Raw genomic sequence first — 24,178 nt, 5'->3', positions numbered from 1 at the left:
TTCTAAAATTCAAGAAAAATCGCCATAGCAGTGCAATTATGGAAATTAAATAGGGATTTCTGCCATAGACATTCCTACGGTAACATGATAAAATGGTTTTACAATATCTGCCATTGTTTTATGATTATATTGCCAGGTGGAGGACCTATTATGCAAAAGCGCATTTTATCCGGTTTTTTAGCATGTTTCCTATCGCTGAGCCTCCTCGGTTCTGTCGCTGCCGCCGTGGATACCGCACAGCTTCCGGCCGACTCCGGCTCCTCTTCCGTTTCAGAGGATGTCACAGCAGAAACGGGCCTTGCGCCTGAAGAAATTTCATCGGAAGAGACTGATCCGGCCGCGAAGGATGCGAATGAACAACCGGATGATCTGACTACGGTTTCCCGGCCCGACGCCGAAGACAGCGCCGGGCTGGAGCCTAAACAAGCCCTGCCCGATGTATTCCCGGTAACAGTCGCAGACGGTATCACAGGGGGCAGTATCGCCGTCGGTCAGTGCACCGCCGCAGAAGGGGAACCTGTTACAGTCACTGTAACCCCTGATGAGGGAATGCAGCTTGCCTCCCTCACATGGAATGGCGAAGCGCTGGAAGCTGCGGACGGCGTTTACAGCTTCGTCATGCCCGCAGAAGCGGTCGAACTGAACGCGGTGTTTGAGGCGGAAGAACAAGAGCTGCACTATTTGTTCTCTCCGACAGATCGGCCCATTGCACCGGGTTTCCAAGAAAATTCAGATTTAAAAATCAGCACCGCAGAGCTTGATGTTGCGAACAACTCCTGGTTTCATGAGCAAATTGCCGACCTAGCCGCTGACATCTCTTCTCATATGATTGCCGGAATGCAAACCCCGTCCGAAAATGATCTCCTTTTATGCAATGATCTTACTCTTTTAAGCGGTTTAGATGACAGTAGTTTAATTTCTGCAATTCAGCAGGCGATTGATGCTCTTAAGATGGACCACCCAGAAATTTTCTGGCTTCGGATTGGTAACGGAACCATTAAAGATGGTATTTCTGCATATTATACGTTATCCGGAGGCCAAATCACGAGCGCATATTTACGCTTTAGCGGAGACGGTATCCATGGGATAGCTAATATGGATGGTACCGCAAAGTATGGTACTGCAGCGGCAGCAGCATCCGTACAAGCCGCTATGAACGCTGTCATCAATCGTGTCGTCGCCGCCGCACCAGACGGAGAACTTGAGAAACTGCAATATTTTCACGATTATGTCGCAGCAAATACAGTTTATAATTCCGCTGGCGCAAATACCCTGAACAATGGCACTTTCTCCTATATTTATTCTCCTACCGGGGTTTTTTTAACCCGCTCCGCCGTTTGTGAAGGCTACAGCAAGGCATTCAAACTGCTTTGTGACAAAGCGGGCTTAACGTGCATAGAAGTAGTCGGAAGTGGCAACAGTTCCGGGCAACTGAATCACATGTGGAACTATGTCGAAATAGATGGTGGCTGGTATTTAGTAGATACCACACATGATGACAAAGACGCGGGAGCAAGCACAGACGCATCCGGAATTAAGCATACCTATTTTCTGAACACCTGGGACGGCAATAACTATCATCTGCCAATTGGCACCATTTCAGAAAGTGGAAAAGTGTTTACTTATCCCGAATTGAACGGCGCAGCATACCCAGTCAGCATCACAACAAAAACTGTCGCGTTTAAAAGTAATGGAGGAAGTTATTGCGAGGCAGCATTAATGATATCGGATAACGCAACCGTTTCTTTGCCAACAACCACCCGGTCAGGCTACACCTTTAACGGCTGGTACAATGGCGGCACCCTCTGGACTTCCTCCACCCCTGTCACCGGCAATCTCACTCTAACTGCCAGCTGGACAACTGCAAGTTCCGCCACTACCACCACATCTGGCGGAGGAGGAGGCGGCGGTAGCGGTGGCGGTGGTGGTGGCGGTGGCGGAGGAGGCGGCGGTGGCAGTGCTTCCGCGAACCTTGTAAAAGCTTCCGCTGTCAGCAGGAACGCAACCACCTCTATCAACGCTGCTATTGCCGCGGCAATCAAAAACAAACTGGCTGCCGCAACCGTTTCGATTGCCATTCCTTCCGGCAATGAAATTTCTCCAGCCGCAGTGAAATCCATTGTACGCGCTATTTCGGCAGTCACAAAAGGCAAACCTGTCGCTGTCACGCCGATGCTGACACTGACCAAGGCAAGCAACGGGAAGCTTGTGAGCAGCATTTCCTTTAATCCTCTGAAATTCACCTCCAAAACCAATATAAAACTTGGAGTCGCGGTAGATGACAAAGCCTCACGCACAGCGCTTTCCAAGGTTTACCGCAATAAAATGCAGCTGATAAAATTCAGCCAGACCGGCGCTTTCGGTATGGATGTCACTGTAACGGCAAAGCTTGATTTCACCGGATTCAATCAAAATACGCTTCGGTTTTATACCTATGACCGCACGAAAAAGGCCTTGACGGAAATAGCCGCTCCGAACTTCTGGTTTGATCAGTCGGGCAACCTGCACTTTACCACAAATATGGGAAACACTGTTGTGGTGACAGATTCGGCACTTGTAAAGAAATAACAAAGTAAACGGCCTTGCGTCTGCAAGGCCGTTTACTTTGTTATTATTGATCAATATAGATTAAAGGGTCTAATATTTCGTTTTCTGCCGTCCTGATTTCAAAATGCAGGTGGCTGCCCGTGGAATTCCCCGTGGAGCCTACATCGGAGATGTGCTCCCCCTGTTTCACGGTCTGCCCGTAATACACCCTTAAAACGCTGTTATGCGCGTACAGCGTGATAGAGCCGTCCTCATGACGAAGGATCACACATTTCCCATAGTCCCCGTTCCAGCCCGAATACACCACCGTTCCGCCAGCCGAAGCGTAAACGGGAGAACCATAACGGGCCGCGAAATCAACTCCGGTATGCCCCGGATAGCCATTAAATGGTTCGGAAATCCAACCCGTCTTCACCGGACGGATAAACGAGACCTCCGACATCTGCCCGTTGATATTCGGGGTGGTCAGCACTTTGCTCCCCCGCTGAACCACACGGTTGACCGGGGTACCCGTCTGCACATCTCTGATAGATACCACCCTGACGGCTCTTCCGTTTTCATAAAGGATCTGTGCCGCCAGCTCCTTTTCCCCTGTAACACCCTCGCTTACCAGCTCTGTATACCCTTTATAGTGAGTAGGATCATCAATATAAGTCGTATCAAACGGCAGCGTTTCCACTGCTTTTATCGTGCGTATTTCCCGGAACACCATAGCTTGCGCTCCTATGTAAGAAGCAGTGGAACCGGTATAAAACAGTACCAGCCCGCACATGGTAATCCCTGCTGTAATCCATCTTTGAAATGCTTTTGTCACTTTCCCTGCTGTCGGCTTTTGTTGTCTGACCGCAGGATTGGTCATAAATCAGCCTCCCTGTCCGGACTCTATTGCATCTATTTTAACGTCAGTCTATGAACGAAATATGAACGGAGAGCTTTATTCATGAAAGTTTTACGATATTGGGACGTAATACCAAGCAAAACCCTATGATTTCCCATGAAAGGCGTATGTTTCCTGCTGAAGAGGAAAAACTCTTGCAAGAAACACTTTTTTACGATAAAATATAGGTCATTACGATATGGTGTGGGGGGATCCGTCGTTGTCCGCAATATTGGAAGAAATCAGCCGGTTTTTACAGCAGGGACGTGTGCCGTCCGTAAAAGAGCAGGTAAGCAAAGCGGTTGCCGAAGGGATTTCCGCTGAAGACATTTTGGAAAACGGCCTGTTGAACGGAATGAACGTTATCGGTGAGAAATTTAAAAACAACAAAGTATTTATACCTGAGGTCATGCTGGCGGCGAGAGCGATGAACGCCGGGCTGGAAATTTTGAAACCGCTTTTAGCGGATTCCGGTGTGGAAACAAAAGGCACGGTCGTCATCGGTACCGTAAAAGGCGACATGCACGACATCGGCAAGAATCTTGTCAAAATGATGCTGGAGGGAAAGGGGCTAAAAGTCATTGACCTCGGCACCGATGTCCCGGCGGCCAAATATCTGGCTGCCGCCGAGCAGCACGGTGCGCAGATCATCGCCTGTTCCGCTTTGCTGACAACTACCATGCAGGAAATGCAGAATGTGGTGAACCTGCTCAAAGAATCTCCCCTTGTGGGAAAGGTGAAGATTATGATCGGCGGGGCGCCGGTTACACAGGAATTCTGCAATAAAATCGGAGCCGATTACTATACCCCCGACGCGGCAACCGCTTCGGAGCTGGCGCTTTCGCTTTGCATGTAATTGGCCGGTAATAGTGGGATGCAGACAAGCAGCCCGGACTTACGTGTCCGGGCTGCTTGTTATTCGTTCACTATGAAAACGATCCGTTTCTAATTCTAAAAGTTGAAAACCGCGCTCCAGTCAAATGTTCCCGAGTCCTCAACAGCTCGGGGCCACTTGGTGCACCACTCCGGCACAGACGGGTGCTCCACCCTGTCTAAGCTGGGCGTATAGGGCTTCACATCCAAAACCGGTGTTCCTTCCTCAGCATCAATATACGCCAGCCAGATAATGCCTTTATCAGTGTCTATGGAAGTTACCTGGCAGCAGGACAGCGCAATCGGATTCGGACGCTCCGGAGAGCGCGTTGCAAAAGTCCCTAAAAGCTCAGGAGCGTTTTTATAAGGGCTCTTTTCCAGCAGTTTAGCGCGGCTGTCTTCGTGATCACATTGGCTGAACCACCAAAGGACCTGGATATAACCGAACCCATCCAGATTGGTCAATGCCGGAAGATAAGCTTCATAAAGCTCCAGCCTCATGCCCTCGTCGTCAATTTGCACTTTCCCAATTGGTCTTACTATCAATTGTTCCATAAATAAATCTCCTGTTCTGTTTATTTACGGCGCCGTTATCTTCAGTATACCAATGTGTTTATATACTACAAGCCTTTTATTGGTATTTTTTTCTGCAAATATAAAGTGTTTATTCTTCCAGAAATTACTACCCTGTTTTTGGTATAAAAAGCTGTCGAAATTTGTTGAATTTCATAACATCTATTGTTATAATTAATTTACAAATATTTGAAAAACGGAGAAGAAAAAATGGCAATTGTAAGACGCTGGAATTTACAGGCACTTTATCTATGTATGGCATTGCTCATTGTACTCAGTTCTCTTTTAACCCCTCAAACCCTAAACGCGCTGGAAAGTCTGCCTGCTTTGGGTTCCAGCAACTCAGATCATACCGAGGGCCTGCCGATTGTCATCAAAACGCAAAAAGCGGCTAACAGTATCAAAAACGGGATCAAGGGGATCGACGTGTCGCAATATCAGGGAGACATCAACTGGAAACGGGTATCGAATGATGGTATTCAGTTTGCCTTTGTCCGTGCATCAGCAGGACTTGCGACAGATAAAAAATTTAAAGTCAATGCGCAGGGAGCTCATAATAACGGGATTCTCGTGGGTGCCTACCATTATGCCACTTTTTCGAATACCGCGCAGGCGAAGAAAGAAGCCGAATATTTCATCAAGCTGCTGAAATCTATCCAGGTTACCTACCCGGTAGTTCTTGATCTGGAAGACAACCGCGCGACGCGCAGTGTCTCCAAATCCAATCTGACCGCCGCCGGCCTTGCCTTTATGGATGCCGTAAAACAGGCAGGCTACAAGGTGATGCTTTACAGCAATGAAAATTTCTTTATCAGCCACATTGACGCAAAAACCGTACAAAAAAAAGGCTATGATCTTTGGGTAGCCAACTACATCGAGCAGCCGACCAAGGTTACTCATAAAATCTGGCAGCATACCTCCTACGGACAGGTTGACGGAATCGGCACACGGGTTGATATCAATATCGCCTACCAGAATATGTCGGGCGGCAGAAAAGTTTCGGTGAACAAAAGCGATTCCGATTCTATCAAGACCTGGTTCAATGCGAACTACGGCACCAATATCCCGATTGAACAGCTTGACATGTCCCAAATTAAAAGTGCAAGTATAACAGCGCTGCAAACAGAATTAATCAACCGGTCCGGTGCAAAGCTGAATGTGAGCGGTACGCTGGATGCCAATACCATGAAGTATTTCAGTTCCCTCTCCCTGAAAAACGGAGAACAGAGCAATCTGACTTATGTTGTGCAGACTGCCTTGTTCTATAAGGGATATTATACAGGAACGCCGACAGGCGTTTGGGATACAAAGTCAGTGAATGCTTTGAAAGCCTACCAGAGTGCCGAAGATCTAGGTGACAAAGGCAAGCTGGACAGCAAGACCCTGAAGCAATTGTTAAGATAATCCGTTTTTAAGAGATTCCGAACCAAAAAAGCGCGGGCAGAGATTGTATCTGCCCGCGCTCGTTTTTAATTTTCGGCTGTCAGATCGGAATAATTTCCATGAAAGAGAACCTTCAGCGAATGCTTCGGCGGACCTTCCAGCAGAGTTCCGTCCGTGCGGAACCGTCCGCCATGTGCGGGGCAGTCCCAGGTTTTTTCAGCGGAATTAAAATTCAACTCGGTCGACATGTGTGTGCAGGAAATATCCAAAATAGTAACAGTATTGTCAACATCGCGGTAAATGCCGGCCTTTTGCCCTTGGTATCTGATTACCCGCCCCTCCCCCAGTTTTAACTGATCGATGTTCTCCGGCCTTTCCAGCTTGGATTTGATCAGTTCTCCAACGGGAGTGAAAACTCCTGTGATGGCCTTACCGGGTGAAGTCAAGTAGTCCGCGCGTTTCCTGGAGTATACCTGTTCATATTGGCAGCTGCCGTCTGTGATCAAGTCCGCAATCATATTCCCCGCAAGTGTCCCGTTTGTCAGACCCCACTTTCCAAATCCAGAGGCGACAAACACGTTCGAATGGTCAGAAATTCTTCCGATGTACGGGATTTGATCGGGCGTCTCATAATCCTGCGCCGACCATTTGCCGAGCACGGTTTCGATTCCGGCAATCTCCTCTGCAAATTGCATCAGACGTTCAAAATGCTGTTCCATATCCTCCTCGCCGCGCCCTGTGGCATGCCCTTCTCCGACCACAATCAAAATGCGCTTTCCGCTCTCGACATGCGTACGGACTGACCGCGAGGGATCGTCCATATTAATATAACTGCCGTCGGGCCAGTCCCTCTTCGCCTGAACAGCGATTCCGTAGGTTCGTTTCGCAAACAGACGGGCAAAAAAGAGATTCGGTCCGTCAAAGATTGGATACTGGGTCGCCATAACAAGATGTTTGGCTTTTATTCTGCACTTGTTTTCGCAATATACCGTGATCCGATCCCCGTCCTCTACCTTGACCGCCTTGGTGCCGCAGTACAGCTTCGCACCGTCTGCCGCCGCTGCTTTCGCAAGTGCGTTTACATATCTGACCGGATGGAACACAGCCTGATGAGAATAACCAAGGATGCTCCTGCAGCCCTCGGGGAACGGCGGCTTTAATTTTAATTTCGCGTCGATGCCGAGTTTTACCGCGGTCTCATATTCTTTTTCAAGCGTCTCAACCTCGCTCTCCAATATCGCATAGACATATGCGGTATTGTCGGCAAACTGACAGTCAACAGACTCCTTCTTTACCGCCTGCCTGATAAAATTGATCGCGCTGTTCTGGGAATCCGCGTAAGATTTCGCAAAATCCCATCCATATTTTTTTACAATATTATTATAAATAATTTCGTGCTGAACCGTCAGCTTACCGGTTGTGTTGCCCGTTGTGCCTTCACAAAGCTCGCCCGATTCAATGAGAACGGGCTCCATCCCCTTTCGCGCGAGGCAGTATGCGCAGGTAACTCCGGTGATACCGCCGCCGATTATCAGCGTGTCAACTTCCAGGTCTTCCTTGAGTGGCTGATATTGATCTTTTATGGCAGTTTTATTCCAATAGGACAAATGAATCTGGCTCATTCTGTTCACTCCAATCTTTTTCCATTATTATGTTCAACCGCGCTGAAACTATTTGATTGATCATCATAATAAGGGATTATCATGGATATATTTACAGTCTCTGGAATTTGATGTAGACTAAATATGAAATATTGGATTCAATATTTATGAAATGATTGGAGGAAATCCGATGACACGCCTAAAAGATTCTAAAGACCTCTGGAAACTGCTTTTGGGCCAATACATGATTTGGGGAATCTTATCTTTGCGCAACAGGATTTACATATACATTGTGAGTTCTTTTTCATTTTCGATAGGATTGTACGGCATCTCATATGCGCTCTGCCTGCTGATTGGGCTGCTTTTTGCCGCGCTTCTCAATGTTTCAGAAGAAACGTTGAAAAGCCGCCTTTATCTGGCAGTTCTGGTGATTCAGATGCTGGTGCTGATCTGTCCGCTGTTTTTATGGGACTATCTGCAGATCTATACAGTCAAAGACAATTTCTTTACCGCGCTGCTGCTCATGGGAGCTTATTTATATCTGCTGTGCAGAATCATCGGCAATCGGATTGCCGCCCGCCGCGCAAAGAAAATGAAATTGGATGATATAAAATAAGAAGATAAATCGCTGTCACAGACCTGCAACATGCAAAATCAGCCGGCGTTTCCAAAGCATCAGGAAACTGCCGGCTGATTTTCTGTATGAAAGATTTTATCTGAAGAAATTTTAAACATCCTGCCAGTTTTTGCAGACATCCACCCAAGCGGCACTGTTGGAACAGCGTTCTAATTCGCTGATCGTCAGTTCAATCGCGCTGCTGCTGCTTCCGCAGGCTGGAAATACGGAATTAAATCTTTTGAGAGAAGAGTCCAGATAGACCTCCACCTGATCGTTGATGCCAAACGGGCAGACACCGCCGATAGAATGGCCGATCATGGATTCTACCTCCTCCGGAGAAAGCATCTTCGCTTTTGTCTGAAATTGCGCTTTGAATTTCGCATTATCAATCTTCGCGTCACCGGCTGCCACAATCAAAATCGCCTTTTCATCGACTTTAAAAGATAAGGTTTTTGCAATCCGCTCCGGCTTGCAGTTCAGCGCCTGCGCAGCCAGCTCCACCGTCGCGGAGGAGGTTGCAAATTTCTGTATTCTGGAGTCCATGCCGAACTGCTTTAAATAGGCTCTTGCTTTTTCAATGGACATGTTAAACACCTGTTTCTTTCTGAAAATATTAGCAAAATATGGTGACTTTCGTCGGAATATGTGTTAAACTGAAAAAGGAATAATTATCACTTTTGGATTCGATGCAGCTGATAAACTGATTAAATTTTTTAAAAAGGAGCGATCAATATGGCTTATACCATCACAAAAGATTTGGAAACAGGCAACGCTCTGATCGATTCGGAGCATCGGCAGTGGATGGACGCAATTAACAACCTCTTGAACGCATGTTCCGCGGGAAAAGGCCGCGCAGAACTGAACCATACGATGGAGTTTCTAAAACAGTACACCGCCAAGCATTTTCACGACGAAGAACAGCTGCAGCTGAAAACCGGTTATCCGGATTTTACACACCATAAGCAATACCATGAGGGCTTTAAGCAGGTGGTAAACCAACTGGCGGACGAGTTGTCCAAAACCGGGGCATCCATTGTGCTTGTTGGTAAAATCAATCACTCTATGGGGGACTGGTTTATCAACCATATCAAACAAGAGGACAAAAAACTGGCGGCTTACATAGACGCTCACAAATAACGGCTGTCCCGTTATGATACAGAAAATAGCATTGTGCGTTTACAACCGCACAATGCTATTTTTTTATAATACCGAACACAATGAATCTCCGCTAAGCGCCAAAAGCTATTGTCCGAATGAAGGAGCTTTCCTCATGCGGTACATGTTTTCAGAGCGGAAAGCAGCGCGTCGAAACGATTTTGATCGCCGCTTGTATAGGCAAGGGAATAACTGATGTTATCTACCGAAATTCCGATTTCGCCGTTATTGAACAGATCGATCTGATAACTGCCTTTTCCGCCTTCAACGTTCAGAAGTATGGTATAAACCGGGATTCCTGTTCCGCTGTAGCTCAAATTCCCGCCGGCATTTACTGTCCGCACCTTCGAAGGAACGACCGACCGCAGCTTTGCGATAACATCCAGAATGGTTTTCCGGCTCAGTTCAGAAGAGGTGGTATGATAAACAACATTCTTGCCGTTTCCCGCAACTTCCATCGATGTAATCCGGTAAGGATTCAGATACCCGAGCCATTCGATATTTGCCGGATTATTCTGGACGCAGCGGTCAAGGACTTTATAAAGGTCCGCACATGCGAGCCCGTCGGTAAGCTGGGTATCGCCGTTCATAAGCACATTGCGGTGGCACCAGTAATCATAGGTCTGGCCGTTTTTGAAGCGAACCTGCAATAAGCGCAGATCATCCATATCCGGCACCGCATTTGTAGACGGGCGATATTCTATGGTATTCAGCTTCTGGACCACTGCCAGCCGGTCGCCCGCTCCGGCTACGGTGTACCCCGCATGCAGATCCCGGTCAATCACGGTAATCACATCAACCTGCGCGGCGTTAATTTGTAAACAGGCGGGTCTACCCGTTTCAGCGAAAACATTCACCGACAAAAGTGCCGACAAAACTACAAGGGAGACCCATGCTGATGGTTTTTTGAAAATTTTCATAACGATTCCCCTTTCATTTGACTGTTTGAACTCAGAAACCAGTTGGACAAATCTTCGATTGCCCTGTTGTTTTCGTAACGGATATATTATATAAAAGTATAAACCATTGTCAATATTTGTCAAGATCACGCACATTGGAAGGCCTCTTGTCATAAATAAAAAAGAAAGGCACAGAGCGTGCCTTTCCATCCAGCCCCAGCAGATTATTATAGGATTCCGGAAACAAGGAGCGCAATCAAAATATCCACGACCACACAGACCACTGATATCGTCACACAGACCGGAAGCGGATTTTTCTGATCAACGGAAATAGATTTCGAAATTATAAACATACCGCCGAACACTCCAATCAGAATGCCGAAAATACCGCTAAGGAACCAGCCGATCAGGATCAGTGCGATTGCCAGGCCATTTGCCCATCCGGGTACATTGCTCAGAGATACATAGGGTTTTCCGGAGCCTAAATAAACATCGTCAACAGCCAGGTCCGCCTTGGCACCAATCGCCGTCAGATATGCGGTTTTGCTGCCTAATTCAACTGGTTCATCAATCATCTGAATGAAGAAACTTTTGCTCTTGATCGGGGTTTCCACGCCGTCAACTACCTTGCGTGACTTAAACACACCCTTTTTGTAGACAACATCGTGGGGCACTCCATCCACAGTTACTTTCCATGCTTTTGCCATTAAAATACCCTCCTAAAATAATATCTTTATTATTGGAAAATAAAAAACCGATTTGACAGCCACACGGCTTTCGCTATGAGGCCAAGGATCTGAACTTATTCAGTCAGAACCGTTTCCGCGGCAACCTCTGGAGAATTGCGGCAGTCTGCGCGTTCACCTCCGCCGTATACGCCAACCCTGCCGGCGACTGGCCAAACAAGCTGGCATAAAAAACACATGCCGTCAGGTAGGTCCCCGCGGGAGAGGAGTGGTTGAGATCCTCATCCCATAATTCAATATCCGGATGTTGGGAAGCACATCTTATAAAAGCGATACCGGCAGGAACAAGCATGGAATCCAGTTCATCAGCAATCTTTATGTAGCCTTGTGCCAGCTTTGTCTGCATCTCTTCCCGTGTGTTTGTATGTTCCTTACCGAATACCTCGTAGCTGTCGCCTTCCTTATAGGCCCAGGTCATGAAGAAGACTGTCTCCCCGTTTGCCTGATGAATCATCGTGTCCAAAGTCCTTGCGGCGGGATACATCAGATCCTCCGGTGCCATGGCCGGAATCCGGCTCTGTTCCTGCAAAACAACATAATCCCATTTGTAGTTTTTCAGCGCGTCATAGACCTGAGAGCCCACTTCGTCGTTCTCATCCGCGAACATTTGGAGCCGATAGGACCCGGCCGTCAAATCATAGATATCCGGTTCGAAGCCCCCGCTCACGGAAAGTTCCAAAAACACTGACGGAAGTTCATGATAATAAGTGAAGCTGTTTCCAATAAAAAGAATACTGGGATTCTTTTTGACCGGCTGAACCGGTTTTTTCAATTCCAGCGGCTGGTTAAAATCCATAACCTCGACTTTTTCATCCCGAAGTAAAGTGGTTACAAGAGAACAGCCGGAAAGATAAACACTGCAAATTGCCAGAGTTATAATAACGTTTATTGTAAAAAATAATTTCTTCATAGATACCCTCCACTAATTAATACATCGTACTTTATGGAGGAAACCAAAGTATTTATTTCTGATTTAGGATAAATTTGGAAAAATAAATGAAATTTTTAACGATCTCTAAACAGATTCTATAATTCTATTGAAAATAAGCAAGCATAAAAATGTGAAATAAAATTTTCTTCAATTGCTAAGGTACACACAAAGATCTTAATCCGCTGTTCTGCGCCTGCCAGAATTTTTCCCGGCTATAGCTAAAATCACTGCGGCAGACAGGATGATCCCACTTCCAGCCACTTTGGACATAGTCATCGGTTCGTTGAGAAAAAAAGTGCCTGTCAAACTGCCGCATATCGGTTCAAACAAACTGAATAATGCCGCCGTTGTCGCGCTGAGATATTTAATTCCGATTTGCAGGAGCGCAACGGCAAAGAATGAAGTGGAAACCGCCAAAATAAAGGTATACAAAAAAACCTTCATCGGCAGAATAAAAACAATTTTCCCGCCGGGGAAGTCATAAAGCAACATCCCGGCCGCGACTGCGGCCGCCATATAGAACGAAAGCTTAAATGGATCAATTTCTTTGAGTCCAAGCTTATCCACGCCAACCATATAAATGGCATAGGTCAGTCCCGACCCGGCCGCGAGAAACGTCCCGGAAAGTGTAAGGCTTTCGCCATGTTCCATGAAAAGGAGAACTCCGACGACCGCGCAAGCTAAAGCGATCAGGCGGATCATCCCAAGCTTTTCGCGATAAAAGATGCGGCAGATCAAAGCGACAAATACCGGATAAAGAAAGTGCAGGGTTGTCGAGGTGCTGATTCCGATATACGAGTACGCCGAGTAAAGCATCAGTGTGGTCACACCACGTCCCAGGATTCCAACCGCCAGGATTTCCAAAAATTGTTTTTTCGTGACACGCAGTTCCGTTTTACGGATCAAAAGGATCATGAAAAGAATGGGGGTGACCATTAAATTCCTGTAAAAAGTCAAAGTTACAGCATTGCTTCCAAGCTGATAAGATAGCGTTGCCAAAACCGGAGTTACGCCGAACAGCAACGCGGATAAAATCGTATAACCAATTCCTTTCGCTCGCATGTCTATTCCTTTCAGCAGTATTTTTTTGCGGCAGGGCAGCATTCAGCCATAAAAAATCCCCATCCGAAAATGGGGATTTTGGATGGGGATTTCAATTGAAGTTCCGCTTAATATTTGGAGTCGGCATCTTCCGTCGTCCAGATAAGCTCACCGGCTTCTTCTTCGGCGGGTTCTTCCGCAGATTCCTGATCCTTAAGGTGGAACAGGCCAACCAGATTTTTAAGCACCTGCGCCTGGCCGGAAAGTTCCTCACTGGCTGCGGCACTCTCTTCAGCAGTTGCCGAGTTGGTTTGTACAACGCCGGAAATCTGGTCGACGCCCGACGTAACCTGTGTAATGGACTCCGCCTGATGGTTTGCCGCCTCGGAAATGCGGTCAACCGATTCCACAACATCATGTACAATCGTAACTGCCGCAGACAGGGACTTAGCCGTACGGTCCGCGATCTTTGTCCCATCGTCAACCGCCTTCACAGTACCTTCAATCAGTTCTGTGGTATTCTTGGCGGCATCCGCACTCTTGCCCGCCAGGTTGCGTACTTCATCCGCGACAACCGCGAAGCCTTTGCCGGCCGCGCCCGCGCGGGCCGCTTCCACCGCCGCGTTCAGCGCAAGAATATTGGTCTGGAACGCGATATCCTCAATGGTTTTAATGATTTTCGCAATCTCGCCGGATTTATTGCTGATGTTGCTCATTGCGAGCGTCATTTCATGCATTTCGCTGTTGCTCTTTTCAATCTCTGCGCCAGCCTTATTGGTTTCCCCTCTGGCATGGTTTGCAAACTCCGCAGTCTTCTGGATCTGCGCGGAAATTTCATTGATGGTAGCGGCAAGTTCTTCTACCGAGCTGGCCTGTTCCGTAGCACCCTGAGAAAGGGCCTGTGCTCCGCCGGACACCTGTCCCGCTCCGCTGGACACCTGATCGGCCGCACGTCCGATATCCGCCATAGCGCTGCTTACCGATTTGACAATGTTGTTGAGAGATTCTCCCAACTGTACAAACTCGCCTTTAAAGTTCTCTGAAACTGTGACATTCAGATTCCCCGCCGCAACGCTTCCTAAAATTTCAGATATCTCTGCAATATATTGTCTCAGCGTTACAACTGTCTCCGCGACACTGCGGGTAAGAACGCCCACTTCATCTTTCGACTTAATAACAGGAACCTCTGTAGAAAGATCCCCTTCTGCAAGCAGTTCCATACGCTTTGTAATTTTGACAATCGGCACGGCAATTTTTTTGGAAACCCTGTTCATGATAATAAACGCAATAATGAGCATTACCAGAGCGGCAATCACTTGCCCAAAAATAGCCACCCGGATGGAAGAAGTCATCTCACCGACAGGGGCGGAAATACACAGCGCCCAGCCTTCAGAGCGGGATACCGGGCGGTAATAACAGAGTTTCTCAACGCCCTCATAGAAATAACGTCCCACATTGCTTTCGCCCGCAACCATTTTTTCAAACACCTTGCCAACCGAGGACAGAGAAGCATCCTGCTGGCCCTCCACCGCAAAATTCCGCCGCCCCTGAATGAGCGCGGGATCTTTATGCGCAATGATGGTTCCTGTATTATCGACCATAAAGACACTGCCCGTCTCGCCAATGCGCACTCCGCTGATCATTTCGGAAAACGTATTGCCGTCCAGCATGGCCAGCACCAGGAGCTTCCTGTCGCTGTTTGGAGCACAGACCATAATCGTTGCCTGACCTTCGTCGTTCAGCTCCGTAGAGGAAATGACCGACTGCCCCTGTATCGCCTTCTGGAAATAGTCCTTATCGGCTATGTTCTTATTATTCATGGAAGTGTTGGTAGAAGTAATCGTGCCCTCGGCATCAACCAAAGCGATGTCCTGATAGCCGTATTTCTCTTTATAGGACAAAAGGACACCCAGCTTCAGCCTTGTGCTGCCCGCACCCTCCATCGTATTGGAGGATGCCAGAATTTCCACCTGCTGTCTAAGCAAATCCAGATTTGCGGAAATTGCCTCGTCTGCAATGAGGCTGCTCGCTTCCAAATCCGTTTCCACGTTTTTAATCATTCCCTGGTAGCTGGTGAACAGCCCCACCGAAAGCGTAGCCGCCAATACCACTACAAGAATCGCGACAATGATTACCGTTAATTTCCGCTCTAAGGATTTCATAAGAAAGCTCCTCCGTTTCTTTGTGTAACACATACGGCTTGCAAAATATGCCGCAGGCCATCATTCACAAAGCAACCTGCAACATCATTAGGAAACCAATTATTTATTTTATCGACAAAAAAAAGAGAATATCAAGAGGGTTTCTTGATATTCTCTGATAAAAATTTTCCTGATTTTTACTGGATGATTAAAAAATGGAAAAGACCAGGATTTCATTGGTGAACTTATCGCGTAATAATATTGCTTGCGTCAGCAACCACCTGATGTCCGATTTTGTTGAGGGAATGTTCGATTTCGTCATAGGAGGTACCGGAACTGTCATAGTCCACAGCAACCAGATGATGCTGCGGATTGATACTGACTGACTTTACGCCATGCAGCTGGTCGAGTGTGTTTTTCACTTCTTTCATATCGTGTTTTCCGTTGACATTTTCCACAATAAAATAAGCGCTTTCCTTTGACATGTTCTAATCACCTCGGTTTTAGTATATCCGAAAGCAAACGGGACATGCGAAGACTTATTCGCTATTTTGACTTAAACTTTCCACAAGTTCCTGATCTGCCGGACAGAACGGATACTGTTTCAGTTCCGCCGGCTTCACCCATTTTATTGCACTGTGTACTTTGAGCAGCGGATTTCCCTGTTTGATTTCAGAAGAAAAAAATGTAAATTGAATTTTTCTTTCCGGATATTCATAAACGCTTTCCGACAAAACACCCTTTACTGCGATATCGACATTCAATTCTTCCCTGCACTCGCGAACTGCACACTGTTCAAGCGTTTCGCCGGGCTCCAGTTTCCCTCCCGGGAATTCCCACAAATACGCACAGCTGCCGCCCGCACCGCGCTGGCAGATGAGGATTTCACCCTGTTCATTTTTCAAAACGGCTGCTGCCACCGTTGTCATACGTTTTCACTTCCAATCACATGTTATCCTGATGCTATCAGAATAACACAAAATTCCCCGAAAGCGCAACAGAACCGCCCCAAAAGGAGCGGTTCTCTGACAGGTCAGCCTTATTGATGGATGGTCGTGCCGGTCTTTCCGGCGATACCGTCCTTTGCCTTTTCCAGCAATGTAATCAGCGCATAACGGCCGGGTGCGGACTCGGCGAACTCCACCGCGGCTTCCACCTTGGGGAGCATGGAGCCGGGCGCAAAATGTCCCTCCGCGATATATTCGCGGGCAAGCTCCGGTGTAATATCGCTCAGCCACATCTGATTCGGTTTTCCGAAGTTGACAGCCACCTTCTCCACCGCGGTCAGAATAATCAGGCAATCCGCCTGAATCAGCTGCGCCATACGGCAGCTTGCAAAGTCCTTGTCGATGACAGCGGGTACGCCTTTCAGATGGTTCCCCTGCTCAATCACAGGGATTCCGCCGCCGCCGCAGGCGATGACCACCTGACCCGACTCCAGCAGCGCTTTGACAACGTCCAGCTCCACAATATCCCTGGGCCTTGGAGAGGCTACGACACGGCGATAACCGCGGCCGGCATCTTCCACCACATGGTCGCCTTTTGCAATCAGCTGATCCGCTTCCTCTTTGCTCATAAACGCACCGATCGGCTTTGTGGGGTTTTGGAACGCCGGGTCCTCGGGGTCGACAGCGACCTGCGTCAATACAGTGGAAACCGCTTTTTTGATGCCGCGGTTCAGCAGTTCTTCCCGAAGCGCGTTTTGCAGGTCATAGCCGATATAGCCCTGGCTCATTGCCACACAGACCGACAAGGGTGCCAGCGTATATTTGCTGTCGTTTTTTGCAAGCCAGGTCATCGCTTTCTGAATCATGCCTACCTGCGGGCCGTTACCGTGAGATACCACGACCTCATGGCCTTCTTCAATCAGATCGGCAATTGCTTTCGCAGTCTCCTTGACTGCAACCATCTGCTCCGGCAGATTATTGCCCAGCGCGTTTCCGCCCAGCGCAATGACGATTTTTTTTCCCATTCTATGAAACCACCTATCTGTTATTTCAATGTATTTTTAAAAATAACAAGGCTCACCCACAAGAACCCAGAGGCATTATGCAGGTGAGCCAGTTGTATCAGGTACGCATCGCAGGGACTGACAGCGTGATTATTTCTGGAGCCAGCGGTCCATGCCGCGCTCTTCGAGCGCTTTCAGTGTCGCCTGCGGGTCTTTGCATTTGGCAAGGAAGATCATTGCCGCAATGATATAGGGCTTATAGGAAGCCTCTTTATAAAGCGGTGTGCGGTAACGGTCGAACACGGAAGCCTCCACTTCGCCGTCCTTGCAGGAAACATCGTTGATGTCGGCGGGCAGGCAGTGCAGGTAGAGCGCTTTGCCGTCCTTTGTGGTCTTCATGAGTTCTTCCGTGCAACACCAGTCTTTATGCTCCGCATTCTGCGCGAGCAGCTCTTTTTCCAGCTTCTTGATCCCTTCGCTGTCTCCTTCCGCATAGAGGTTGGTTCTCTTCTCCATAGCGGCGAACGGAGCCCAGCTCTTCGGATAGACAATGTCGGCATCTTTGAAAGCTTCCGCCATGCTGTTGGTTTTGGCGAAGGTGCCGCCGGTGGCAGCAGCGTTCTTTTTCGCCACTTCTTCTACTTCGGGCATGACTTCATAGCCTTCCGGATGAGCCAGAACAACATCCATGCCGAAGCGGGTCATCAGGCCGATAACCCCCTGCGGAACGGAAAGGGGCTTTCCATAGGACGGGGAATAAGCCCAAGTCATTGCAACCTTTTTGCCCTTGAGGTTTTCCACGCCGCCGAATTCATGGATGATATGCAGCATATCCGCCATGCACTGGGTGGGATGGTCAATGTCGCACTGCAGGTTGACAAGGGTAGGTTTCTGCTCGAGAACGCCGTCCTTGTTGCCTTCTGTAACGGCGTCAACCACGTCATGCATATACTGGTTGCCTTTGCCGATATACATATCGTCGCGGATACCGATGACATCCGCCATAAACGAGATCATGTTCGCGGTTTCGCGGACGGTTTCACCGTGCGCAATCTGGGATTTGCCCTCGTCGAGGTCCTGCACTTCCAGACCCAGCAGATTGCAGGCGGAAGCAAAGGAGAATCGAGTGCGGGTGGAGTTGTCGCGGAAAAGGGAGATGCCGAGGCCGCTCTCGAAAATTTTGGTGGAGATGTTGTTTTCACGCATATAGCGCAGCGCGTCGGCTACGGTAAAAACAGCTTCCAGTTCGTCGTCACTCTTTTCCCAGGTGAGGAAGAAGTCGCCGTTGTACATGTCTTTAAAGTTGAGTTTATTCAGTTTGTCAATATAGGCCTGCAGTTTCTGATCCATTTTTATAACCCCTTTGTTTCATTTGTTTGAACTGATTGTAATGAAGCGAACTCTATCTGACTGAACAATTATTTGTTGCAGTAGATGGCGGGCAGAGCGGCATAAACAGCTGCGCATGTGACGAGGTCGTCTTTCCATGTGATTTCGTTGGGAGCGTGAGCCTGCGCCTCCGCGCCGGGGCCGAAGCCGATGCAGGGAATCCCGTTGCGGCCCATGATGGAAACGCCGTTGGTGGAAAAGGTCCATTTATCGGTCAGCGGGCGGGCCTTGCGCATCTGCTCGGTGGCCGGGCATCCGATACGGGAATCGCCATACAGGCCTTTGTAAGCTTCTTCCACTGCGCGGGTGACTTTGTGGTCCTCGGGAATGACCCATGTCGGGAAGTAGCATTCGATCGGATAGACCAGATTGGTCCAGGACGGACGCTCATACTGATACATACTGACTTTTACATCGTCGCCGTATTTTTTGCAGGCAGGCAGCGCGCGGATTTCCTCCAGGCAGCTTTCCCATGTTTCGCCGGCGGTCATGCGGCGGTCCAGAGAAACCGAGCAGGAATCCGCCACAGCACAGCGGGAAGGAGAAGTGAAGAAAATTTCGCTGGCGGTAACGGTGCCGCGGCCAAGGAAACGGGCTTCCTTCCACTCTTTGTTGTATTTCTCATCGAGCATCTTAACGAGGCCCTTAATTTCAGTGCTATCTTCCGCATCGTTCTCATTCAGAGCACGCACATTCTGCAGGATGTCGGCCATTTTATAGATCGCGTTATCGCCGCGCTCCGGAGCGGAGCCGTGGCAGGAAACGCCCTTGACGTCGATGCGGATTTCCATGCGTCCGCGCTGTCCACGGTAGATGCCGCCGTCGGTCGGCTCGGTGGATACCACGAATTCCGGGCGAACCTGATCCTCATTGATAATGTACTGCCAGCAAAGCCCATCGCAGTCTTCCTCCTGAACCGTACCGGTTACAAGGACGGTATATTGGTCGGTAAGCAGCCCAAGATCTTTCATGATCTTAGCGCCGTAGACAGCGGATACGATTCCGCCCAGCTGGTCGGAAGTGCCGCGGCCGCCGATTTCGGTTTCATTTTCAATACCCTGGTAGGGATCAAATTTCCAGTTGCTTTTATTTCCGATTCCGACGGTGTCAATGTGGGCATCATAACCGATGAGGGTTTTTCCGGTGCCCATATAGCCAAGCACGTTGCCCATCGGGTCGATGACTACTTTGTCAAAGCCCAGTTTTTTCATTTCCGCTTCAATGCGCTTGATGTGCCCCTCTTCGCCGCAGCTTTCTCCGGGAATCGCAACAAGGTCACGCAGGAATTTTGTCATGTCGGCGCGATAGCCTTCCGCCGCTGCCTTAATTTTGTTCAAATCCATGATAAACCGCTCCTTACTTGTTTTCAGTATTTCAAAAGGTTTCATTTACTTTGTGGTCGCATATCCGCCTTCCCAGACAATTCTGCGGTAGTTTTCCGGGTCGGTATCCCCTTCGGTGGAGAACATGAGCACTTTGCTGTTTTTATGAAGTCCGATTGCCTCGCGCAGTTCTTTATAAAGGTCATTCTCCATTAAGGTTGCAATCAGGCCCATTCCCACCGCGCCGGATTCTCCGGAAACCACCTGCGGATCGCCTTTGCAGGGCGCGCCGAGCATCCGCATGCCTTTGGCAGCCACCCAGTCGGGGCAGGAGACAAAGAAGCTGCTGTGGTTTTTCAGAATATCCCAGGAAATGGTGTTCGGCTCGCCGCAGGCGAGGCCCGCCATAATTGTCTGCAGATCGCCGTCCACAATGCGCAGGTTTCCGTCCGCGGCGACCGCGCCCCGATACAGGCAGTCGGCGGCCTGTGCTTCCATAATAATTGTTGTGGGGCAGCAATCCGGGAACAGGTTTGCAAAATAGCCCTGCATCGCGCCCGCAAGAGAGCCGACGCCCGCCTGCACGAAAATATGGGTCGGGCGGTCCACGCCGGCCGCTTTCAGCTGCTCGGCGGCTTCGGACGCCATTGTGCCGTAGCCCTGCATGATCCATGCGGGAATCTCCTCATAGCCTTCCCACGCGGTATCCTGCACCACAACGCCTCGCGGGGTCTGCGCGGCTTCCGCGGCCGCCATGCGCACACAGTCGTCGTAGTTGACTTCCTCAATGGTTACCTTTGCGCCTTCTTTGGCGATATTGTCAAAACGGGTCTGCGTACTGCCTTTCGGCATATGCACAACGGATTTCTGGCCAAGTTTATTGGCAGCCCATGCAACACCGCGCCCATGGTTTCCGTCGGTGGCGGTAAAGAAGGTGGCCTGGCCGAACTCCTGCCTGAGTTTGTCGGAGGTCAGGTAATCGTAGGTCATTTCAGACACATCGCGGCCAAGCTGCTGCGCAATGTACCGGGCCATGGCAAAGGAACCTCCCAGCACTTTGAACGCATTCAGGCCAAACCGGTATGACTCATCTTTCACAAAAAGGTCTCCCAGACCGAGGTGTTCCGCCATATTTTTCAGCTCAGCCAGCGGAGTCACCGCGTACTGCGGAAAACTATCGTGAAATTTTCTGGCCTTTGCGATATTTTCCAAAGACATAATGCCAAGTTGTTTGTCGTCGGATTTGGGCATCCGGTTAGCCGCCCATTTAATTTGTTCCATTCTATCGTTCCTCCCTTTGCTCTGCTTCTGGCAGCGGAAACTCTGTTTCTATGACACCATCATAACATAGAATTATGACAAGTCAATGGTTTTCTAAAAAAAATTTGTTGTGACTAAAAATTTTTTAGTTATTTGTACATTTTTCTTGTAAAATTCACTTGCCTTCCTTGTTTTTTAATGTTAGACTAATAAAAGTAATACTAATAGAATCAACGAAACAATGCATTTAGGATAAAAATTGATTGTTTTAGATGATGAATGGAGGTCTGCGCAATGTACGAATTTATTGTAAACGGGAAAACAGTTTGCACAGATAAAGATCAGAAGCTGCTTGGGTTCCTGCGGGAAACCCTGAGGCTAACTTCGGTTAAAAACGGCTGTTCGGAGGGTGCTTGCGGCACCTGTATGATTCTTGTGGACGGCAAGCCGACCAAGGCCTGCATCCTCTCCACCGCAAAAGCCGCCGGTAAAACGATTATTACGCTGGAGGGCCTTTCCGACCGGGAAAAAGATGTTTACAGCTGGTCTTTCGTGCACGCGGGCGCCGTACAGTGCGGATTCTGCACCCCCGGCATGATCATCAGCGCCAAAGGCCTGATCGACCGCATCCCGGACCCCACGCCCGCGGATGTCAGGGATGCGATCAAGAACAACATCTGCCGCTGTACCGGATATCAAAAAATTGAAGAAGCGATCCTTCTTGCCTCAAAAATTTTTAGGGAAGGTTCAGTTGTTCCAAAACATGACTTTTCCGGCATCGTCGGAGAAAACCTGCCGCGTGTCGATGCGGTTGCAAAAGCGCTGGGCACGGCGGAGTATGCGGACGATATCCAGATCGACGGCATGCTTTACGGCAGCGCGCTCCGCAGCAAATATCCGCGCGCACGCGTCTTGTCGATCGACACCGGCGAGGCAAAAGCTCTGCCCGGCGTGGCGGCTGTAATCACCGCCGACGACTTGCCCGGCAAACAGTTCATCGGGCATCTGAAAAAAGACCAGCCTGTCCTTGTGGGCGTGGGCGAAATCACGCATTATCTCGGCGATCCGATCGTACTGGTTGCCGCGGAAAGCAAGGACATCCTTGAGCAGGCGAAAGCCTTGGTCAAGGTAGAATATGAGGAATTGCCCGGGGTATTTTCCGCGCGTGAAGCCATGGCGGAAAACGCTCCCCTGGTGCACGAATCCACACCCGGCAATCTGCTGGCCCATGAATACCTTGTACGCGGCGATGCCGACGAAAAAATCCGCGGCTCCAAATATGTCGTTACTAGAAAGTATACCACGCCGCCCACGGATCATGCTTTCTTGGAGCCGGAAACTGCTGTGGCAATGCCGGAAAATGACGGCGTCGTGATTTTTTCCGGCGATCAGGGCATCTACCAGACCAAAAAAGAATGCGCCGAGGCGACCGGCCTGCCGCCTGAGAAGGTTCGCGTCATCGCGAAAATGGTCGGCGGCGGGTTCGGCGGAAAAGAGGATATGAGCGTACAGCACCATGCCGCTGTTCTCGCGCTGCTCACGCAAAAGCCGGTCAAGGTTTCTCTTACCCGCAGGGAAAGCATCCTCTGCCATCCAAAGCGGCATGGCTTTGAAATGGAATTCACCACCGCCTGTGATGAAAACGGTTATCTGACTGCGATGAAAGCCACCCTGATTTCCGATACAGGTTCTTTTGCCTCTCTGGGCGGACCTGTTTTGCAGCGGGCATGTACGCACGCCGCGGGCCCCTACAACTATCAGGACATTGAAATCGACGGAAAAGCCTATTACACCAACAATCCGCCCTGCGGCGCATTCCGCGGCTTCGGCGTGACTCAGAGCTGTTTTGCCACCGAATGCAACCTGAACCTGCTGGCCGAAATGGTCGGCATCAGTCCGTGGGAAATCCGTTACCGCAACGCAATCCGCCCCGGACAGGTTCTCCCCAACGGGCAGTTTGCCGATGATTCCACCGCGCTGGTGGAAACGCTGGAAGCCATCAAGCCCTATTACGACGCACACCCGAAAGCCGGCATCGCCTGTGCCATTAAGAACAGCGGCCTCGGCGTCGGCATCCCGGATACAGGACGCTGCCGCCTGACCGTAGAGGACGGCAAGGTGCATATCCACACCAGCGCCGCCTGTATCGGCCAGGGAATGGGTACCATCGTAACACAGATTGTATGCGACGTTTCCGGCTTTGCGCCCGCACAGGTTGTTTATGACATTCCGGACACCTCAGAATGCCCCGATTCCGGCAATACGACCGCATCCCGCCAGACGGTATTTACCGGCGAAGCGACCAAGCAGGCCACCCTGCGGCTGCTGGAAGCCAAGGGCGACCGCCCTCTGGAGGCGCTGAACGGACAGGAATTCTATGGGGAATATCTGGGCGTAACGGATAAAATGGGTTCCGACAAGCCCAATCCTGTCAGCCACATTGCGTACGGTTACGCAACCCATTTGGTGGATCTTGACGAGGATGGTAGAATAAGAATGGTACTTGCGGCGCACGATGTAGGCAAGGCCATCAATCCGGTCAGTGTCGAAGGGCAGATCCAGGGCGGCGTGGTGATGAGCCTTGGTTACGCGCTGACTGAGGATTTCCCGCTTGATCACGGAATGCCAACCGCGAAATACGGAACGCTGGGGCTGTTCAAATCCACCCAGACTCCCGATATTCAGGCAATCATCATCGAGCAAAATCATAATGATCTGGCGCGGGGAGCGAAGGGAATCGGCGAAATCTGCTCGATCCCGACACCGCCCGCCGTCCAGCTTGCCTACTACAACCGTGACGGGGAGTTCCGCACGACTCTTCCGCTCCAAAACACGCCGTACAGCCGAAAGAAATAGAACAAAGCAAAGGC

Annotated in this window: 21 protein-coding genes; 6 read left to right on the top strand and 15 right to left on the bottom strand. The window is 49.5% G+C overall.

Annotation, left to right across the window (positions count from 1 at the left end; translation table 11 throughout):
* Window positions 1–150 precede the first annotated feature (150 nt).
* Window positions 151–2,568: an InlB B-repeat-containing protein gene (locus tag C1A10_RS18795; protein ID WP_242968936.1), complete on the top strand. Its 2,418-nt coding sequence runs from the start codon at window positions 151–153 to the stop codon at window positions 2,566–2,568.
* Between the two features lie 43 nt (window positions 2,569–2,611).
* Here C1A10_RS18795 and C1A10_RS13790 read toward each other — a convergent pair whose 3' ends face one another.
* On the bottom strand, window positions 2,612–3,406 hold the full coding sequence (locus C1A10_RS13790; protein ID WP_101910807.1) for a M23 family metallopeptidase: 795 nt from the start codon (window positions 3,404–3,406) through the stop codon (window positions 2,612–2,614).
* A 217-nt stretch (window positions 3,407–3,623) separates the two neighbouring features.
* Between C1A10_RS13790 and C1A10_RS13785 the strand changes: the two genes are divergently transcribed.
* On the top strand, window positions 3,624–4,280 hold the full coding sequence (locus C1A10_RS13785) for a corrinoid protein (protein WP_101910806.1): 657 nt from the start codon (window positions 3,624–3,626) through the stop codon (window positions 4,278–4,280).
* 95 nt (window positions 4,281–4,375) lie between these two features.
* Here the strand turns inward: C1A10_RS13785 and C1A10_RS13780 are convergent, their stop codons facing one another.
* Complete coding sequence (locus tag C1A10_RS13780; RefSeq protein ID WP_101910805.1) at window positions 4,376–4,852, bottom strand: SAM-dependent methyltransferase; 477 nt, start codon at window positions 4,850–4,852, stop codon at window positions 4,376–4,378.
* Window positions 4,853–5,080: 228 nt separating this feature from the next.
* Here C1A10_RS13780 and C1A10_RS13775 point away from each other — a divergent pair, with 228 nt between their 5' ends.
* Window positions 5,081–6,274 (top strand): GH25 family lysozyme, encoded by a 1,194-nt coding sequence (locus C1A10_RS13775; protein WP_101910804.1) that lies wholly within the window; start codon window positions 5,081–5,083, stop codon window positions 6,272–6,274.
* 65 nt (window positions 6,275–6,339) lie between these two features.
* On the opposite strand, the gene C1A10_RS13770 is transcribed toward C1A10_RS13775, so the two are convergent.
* The gene (locus C1A10_RS13770; protein ID WP_101910803.1) at window positions 6,340–7,875 is read right to left on the bottom strand and encodes an FAD-dependent oxidoreductase; all 1,536 of its coding nucleotides are present in this window, start codon (window positions 7,873–7,875) and stop codon (window positions 6,340–6,342) included.
* A 169-nt stretch (window positions 7,876–8,044) separates the two neighbouring features.
* On the opposite strand from C1A10_RS13770, the gene C1A10_RS13765 reads away from it, so the two are divergent.
* Entirely contained in the window at window positions 8,045–8,470 is a 426-nt protein-coding gene (locus tag C1A10_RS13765; protein ID WP_101910802.1) for a hypothetical protein, read from the top strand.
* Window positions 8,471–8,581: 111 nt separating this feature from the next.
* Here the strand turns inward: C1A10_RS13765 and C1A10_RS13760 are convergent, their stop codons facing one another.
* Window positions 8,582–9,058: a YbaK/EbsC family protein gene (locus C1A10_RS13760; protein ID WP_101910801.1), complete on the bottom strand. Its 477-nt coding sequence runs from the start codon at window positions 9,056–9,058 to the stop codon at window positions 8,582–8,584.
* 147 nt (window positions 9,059–9,205) lie between these two features.
* On the opposite strand from C1A10_RS13760, the gene C1A10_RS13755 reads away from it, so the two are divergent.
* Window positions 9,206–9,610, top strand: coding sequence for a bacteriohemerythrin (locus C1A10_RS13755; protein ID WP_101910800.1), 405 nt, complete (start codon window positions 9,206–9,208; stop codon window positions 9,608–9,610).
* Between the two features lie 131 nt (window positions 9,611–9,741).
* On the opposite strand, the gene C1A10_RS13750 is transcribed toward C1A10_RS13755, so the two are convergent.
* The 11 genes from C1A10_RS13750 to dpaL form a co-directional block, all read right to left on the bottom strand.
* Entirely contained in the window at window positions 9,742–10,548 is an 807-nt protein-coding gene (locus C1A10_RS13750; RefSeq protein WP_145997743.1) for a hypothetical protein, read from the bottom strand.
* Between the two features lie 206 nt (window positions 10,549–10,754).
* Complete coding sequence (locus tag C1A10_RS13745; protein ID WP_101910798.1) at window positions 10,755–11,234, bottom strand: hypothetical protein; 480 nt, start codon at window positions 11,232–11,234, stop codon at window positions 10,755–10,757.
* Window positions 11,235–11,337: 103 nt separating this feature from the next.
* On the bottom strand, window positions 11,338–12,183 hold the full coding sequence (locus C1A10_RS13740; RefSeq protein ID WP_101910797.1) for a DUF4886 domain-containing protein: 846 nt from the start codon (window positions 12,181–12,183) through the stop codon (window positions 11,338–11,340).
* Window positions 12,184–12,378: 195 nt separating this feature from the next.
* Window positions 12,379–13,266, bottom strand: coding sequence for a DMT family transporter (locus C1A10_RS13735; RefSeq protein ID WP_180951142.1), 888 nt, complete (start codon window positions 13,264–13,266; stop codon window positions 12,379–12,381).
* Window positions 13,267–13,373: 107 nt separating this feature from the next.
* The gene (locus tag C1A10_RS13730) at window positions 13,374–15,407 is read right to left on the bottom strand and encodes a methyl-accepting chemotaxis protein (protein WP_180951141.1); all 2,034 of its coding nucleotides are present in this window, start codon (window positions 15,405–15,407) and stop codon (window positions 13,374–13,376) included.
* A gap of 224 nt (window positions 15,408–15,631) precedes the next feature.
* A complete protein-coding gene (locus tag C1A10_RS13725; protein WP_101910794.1) occupies window positions 15,632–15,871 on the bottom strand; it encodes a heavy-metal-associated domain-containing protein in 240 nt (79 codons plus the stop codon).
* Window positions 15,872–15,925: 54 nt separating this feature from the next.
* Window positions 15,926–16,315: an 8-oxo-dGTP diphosphatase MutT gene (mutT, locus tag C1A10_RS13720; protein WP_101910793.1), complete on the bottom strand. Its 390-nt coding sequence runs from the start codon at window positions 16,313–16,315 to the stop codon at window positions 15,926–15,928.
* A 110-nt stretch (window positions 16,316–16,425) separates the two neighbouring features.
* Window positions 16,426–17,358 (bottom strand): carbamate kinase, encoded by a 933-nt coding sequence (gene arcC / locus C1A10_RS13715; protein ID WP_101910792.1) that lies wholly within the window; start codon window positions 17,356–17,358, stop codon window positions 16,426–16,428.
* Window positions 17,359–17,487: 129 nt separating this feature from the next.
* Entirely contained in the window at window positions 17,488–18,687 is a 1,200-nt protein-coding gene (ygeW, locus tag C1A10_RS13710) for a knotted carbamoyltransferase YgeW (RefSeq protein WP_101910791.1), read from the bottom strand.
* A 68-nt stretch (window positions 18,688–18,755) separates the two neighbouring features.
* Entirely contained in the window at window positions 18,756–20,069 is a 1,314-nt protein-coding gene (locus C1A10_RS13705; RefSeq protein WP_101911674.1) for a YgeY family selenium metabolism-linked hydrolase, read from the bottom strand.
* Window positions 20,070–20,114: 45 nt separating this feature from the next.
* Complete coding sequence (gene dpaL / locus C1A10_RS13700; protein ID WP_101910790.1) at window positions 20,115–21,329, bottom strand: diaminopropionate ammonia-lyase; 1,215 nt, start codon at window positions 21,327–21,329, stop codon at window positions 20,115–20,117.
* Window positions 21,330–21,602: 273 nt separating this feature from the next.
* Here dpaL and xdh point away from each other — a divergent pair, with 273 nt between their 5' ends.
* Window positions 21,603–24,164: a selenium-dependent xanthine dehydrogenase gene (gene xdh, locus C1A10_RS13695; protein ID WP_101910789.1), complete on the top strand. Its 2,562-nt coding sequence runs from the start codon at window positions 21,603–21,605 to the stop codon at window positions 24,162–24,164.
* The last annotated feature ends 14 nt before the right edge of the window (window positions 24,165–24,178 follow it).

The organism is Marasmitruncus massiliensis, assembly GCF_900186535.1.
Classification (GTDB): domain Bacteria; phylum Bacillota; class Clostridia; order Oscillospirales; family Ruminococcaceae; genus Anaerotruncus; species Anaerotruncus massiliensis_A.
The sequence above is the reverse complement of the archived record's forward strand: the minus strand, read 5'-3'. Positions and strand labels throughout refer to the sequence as shown.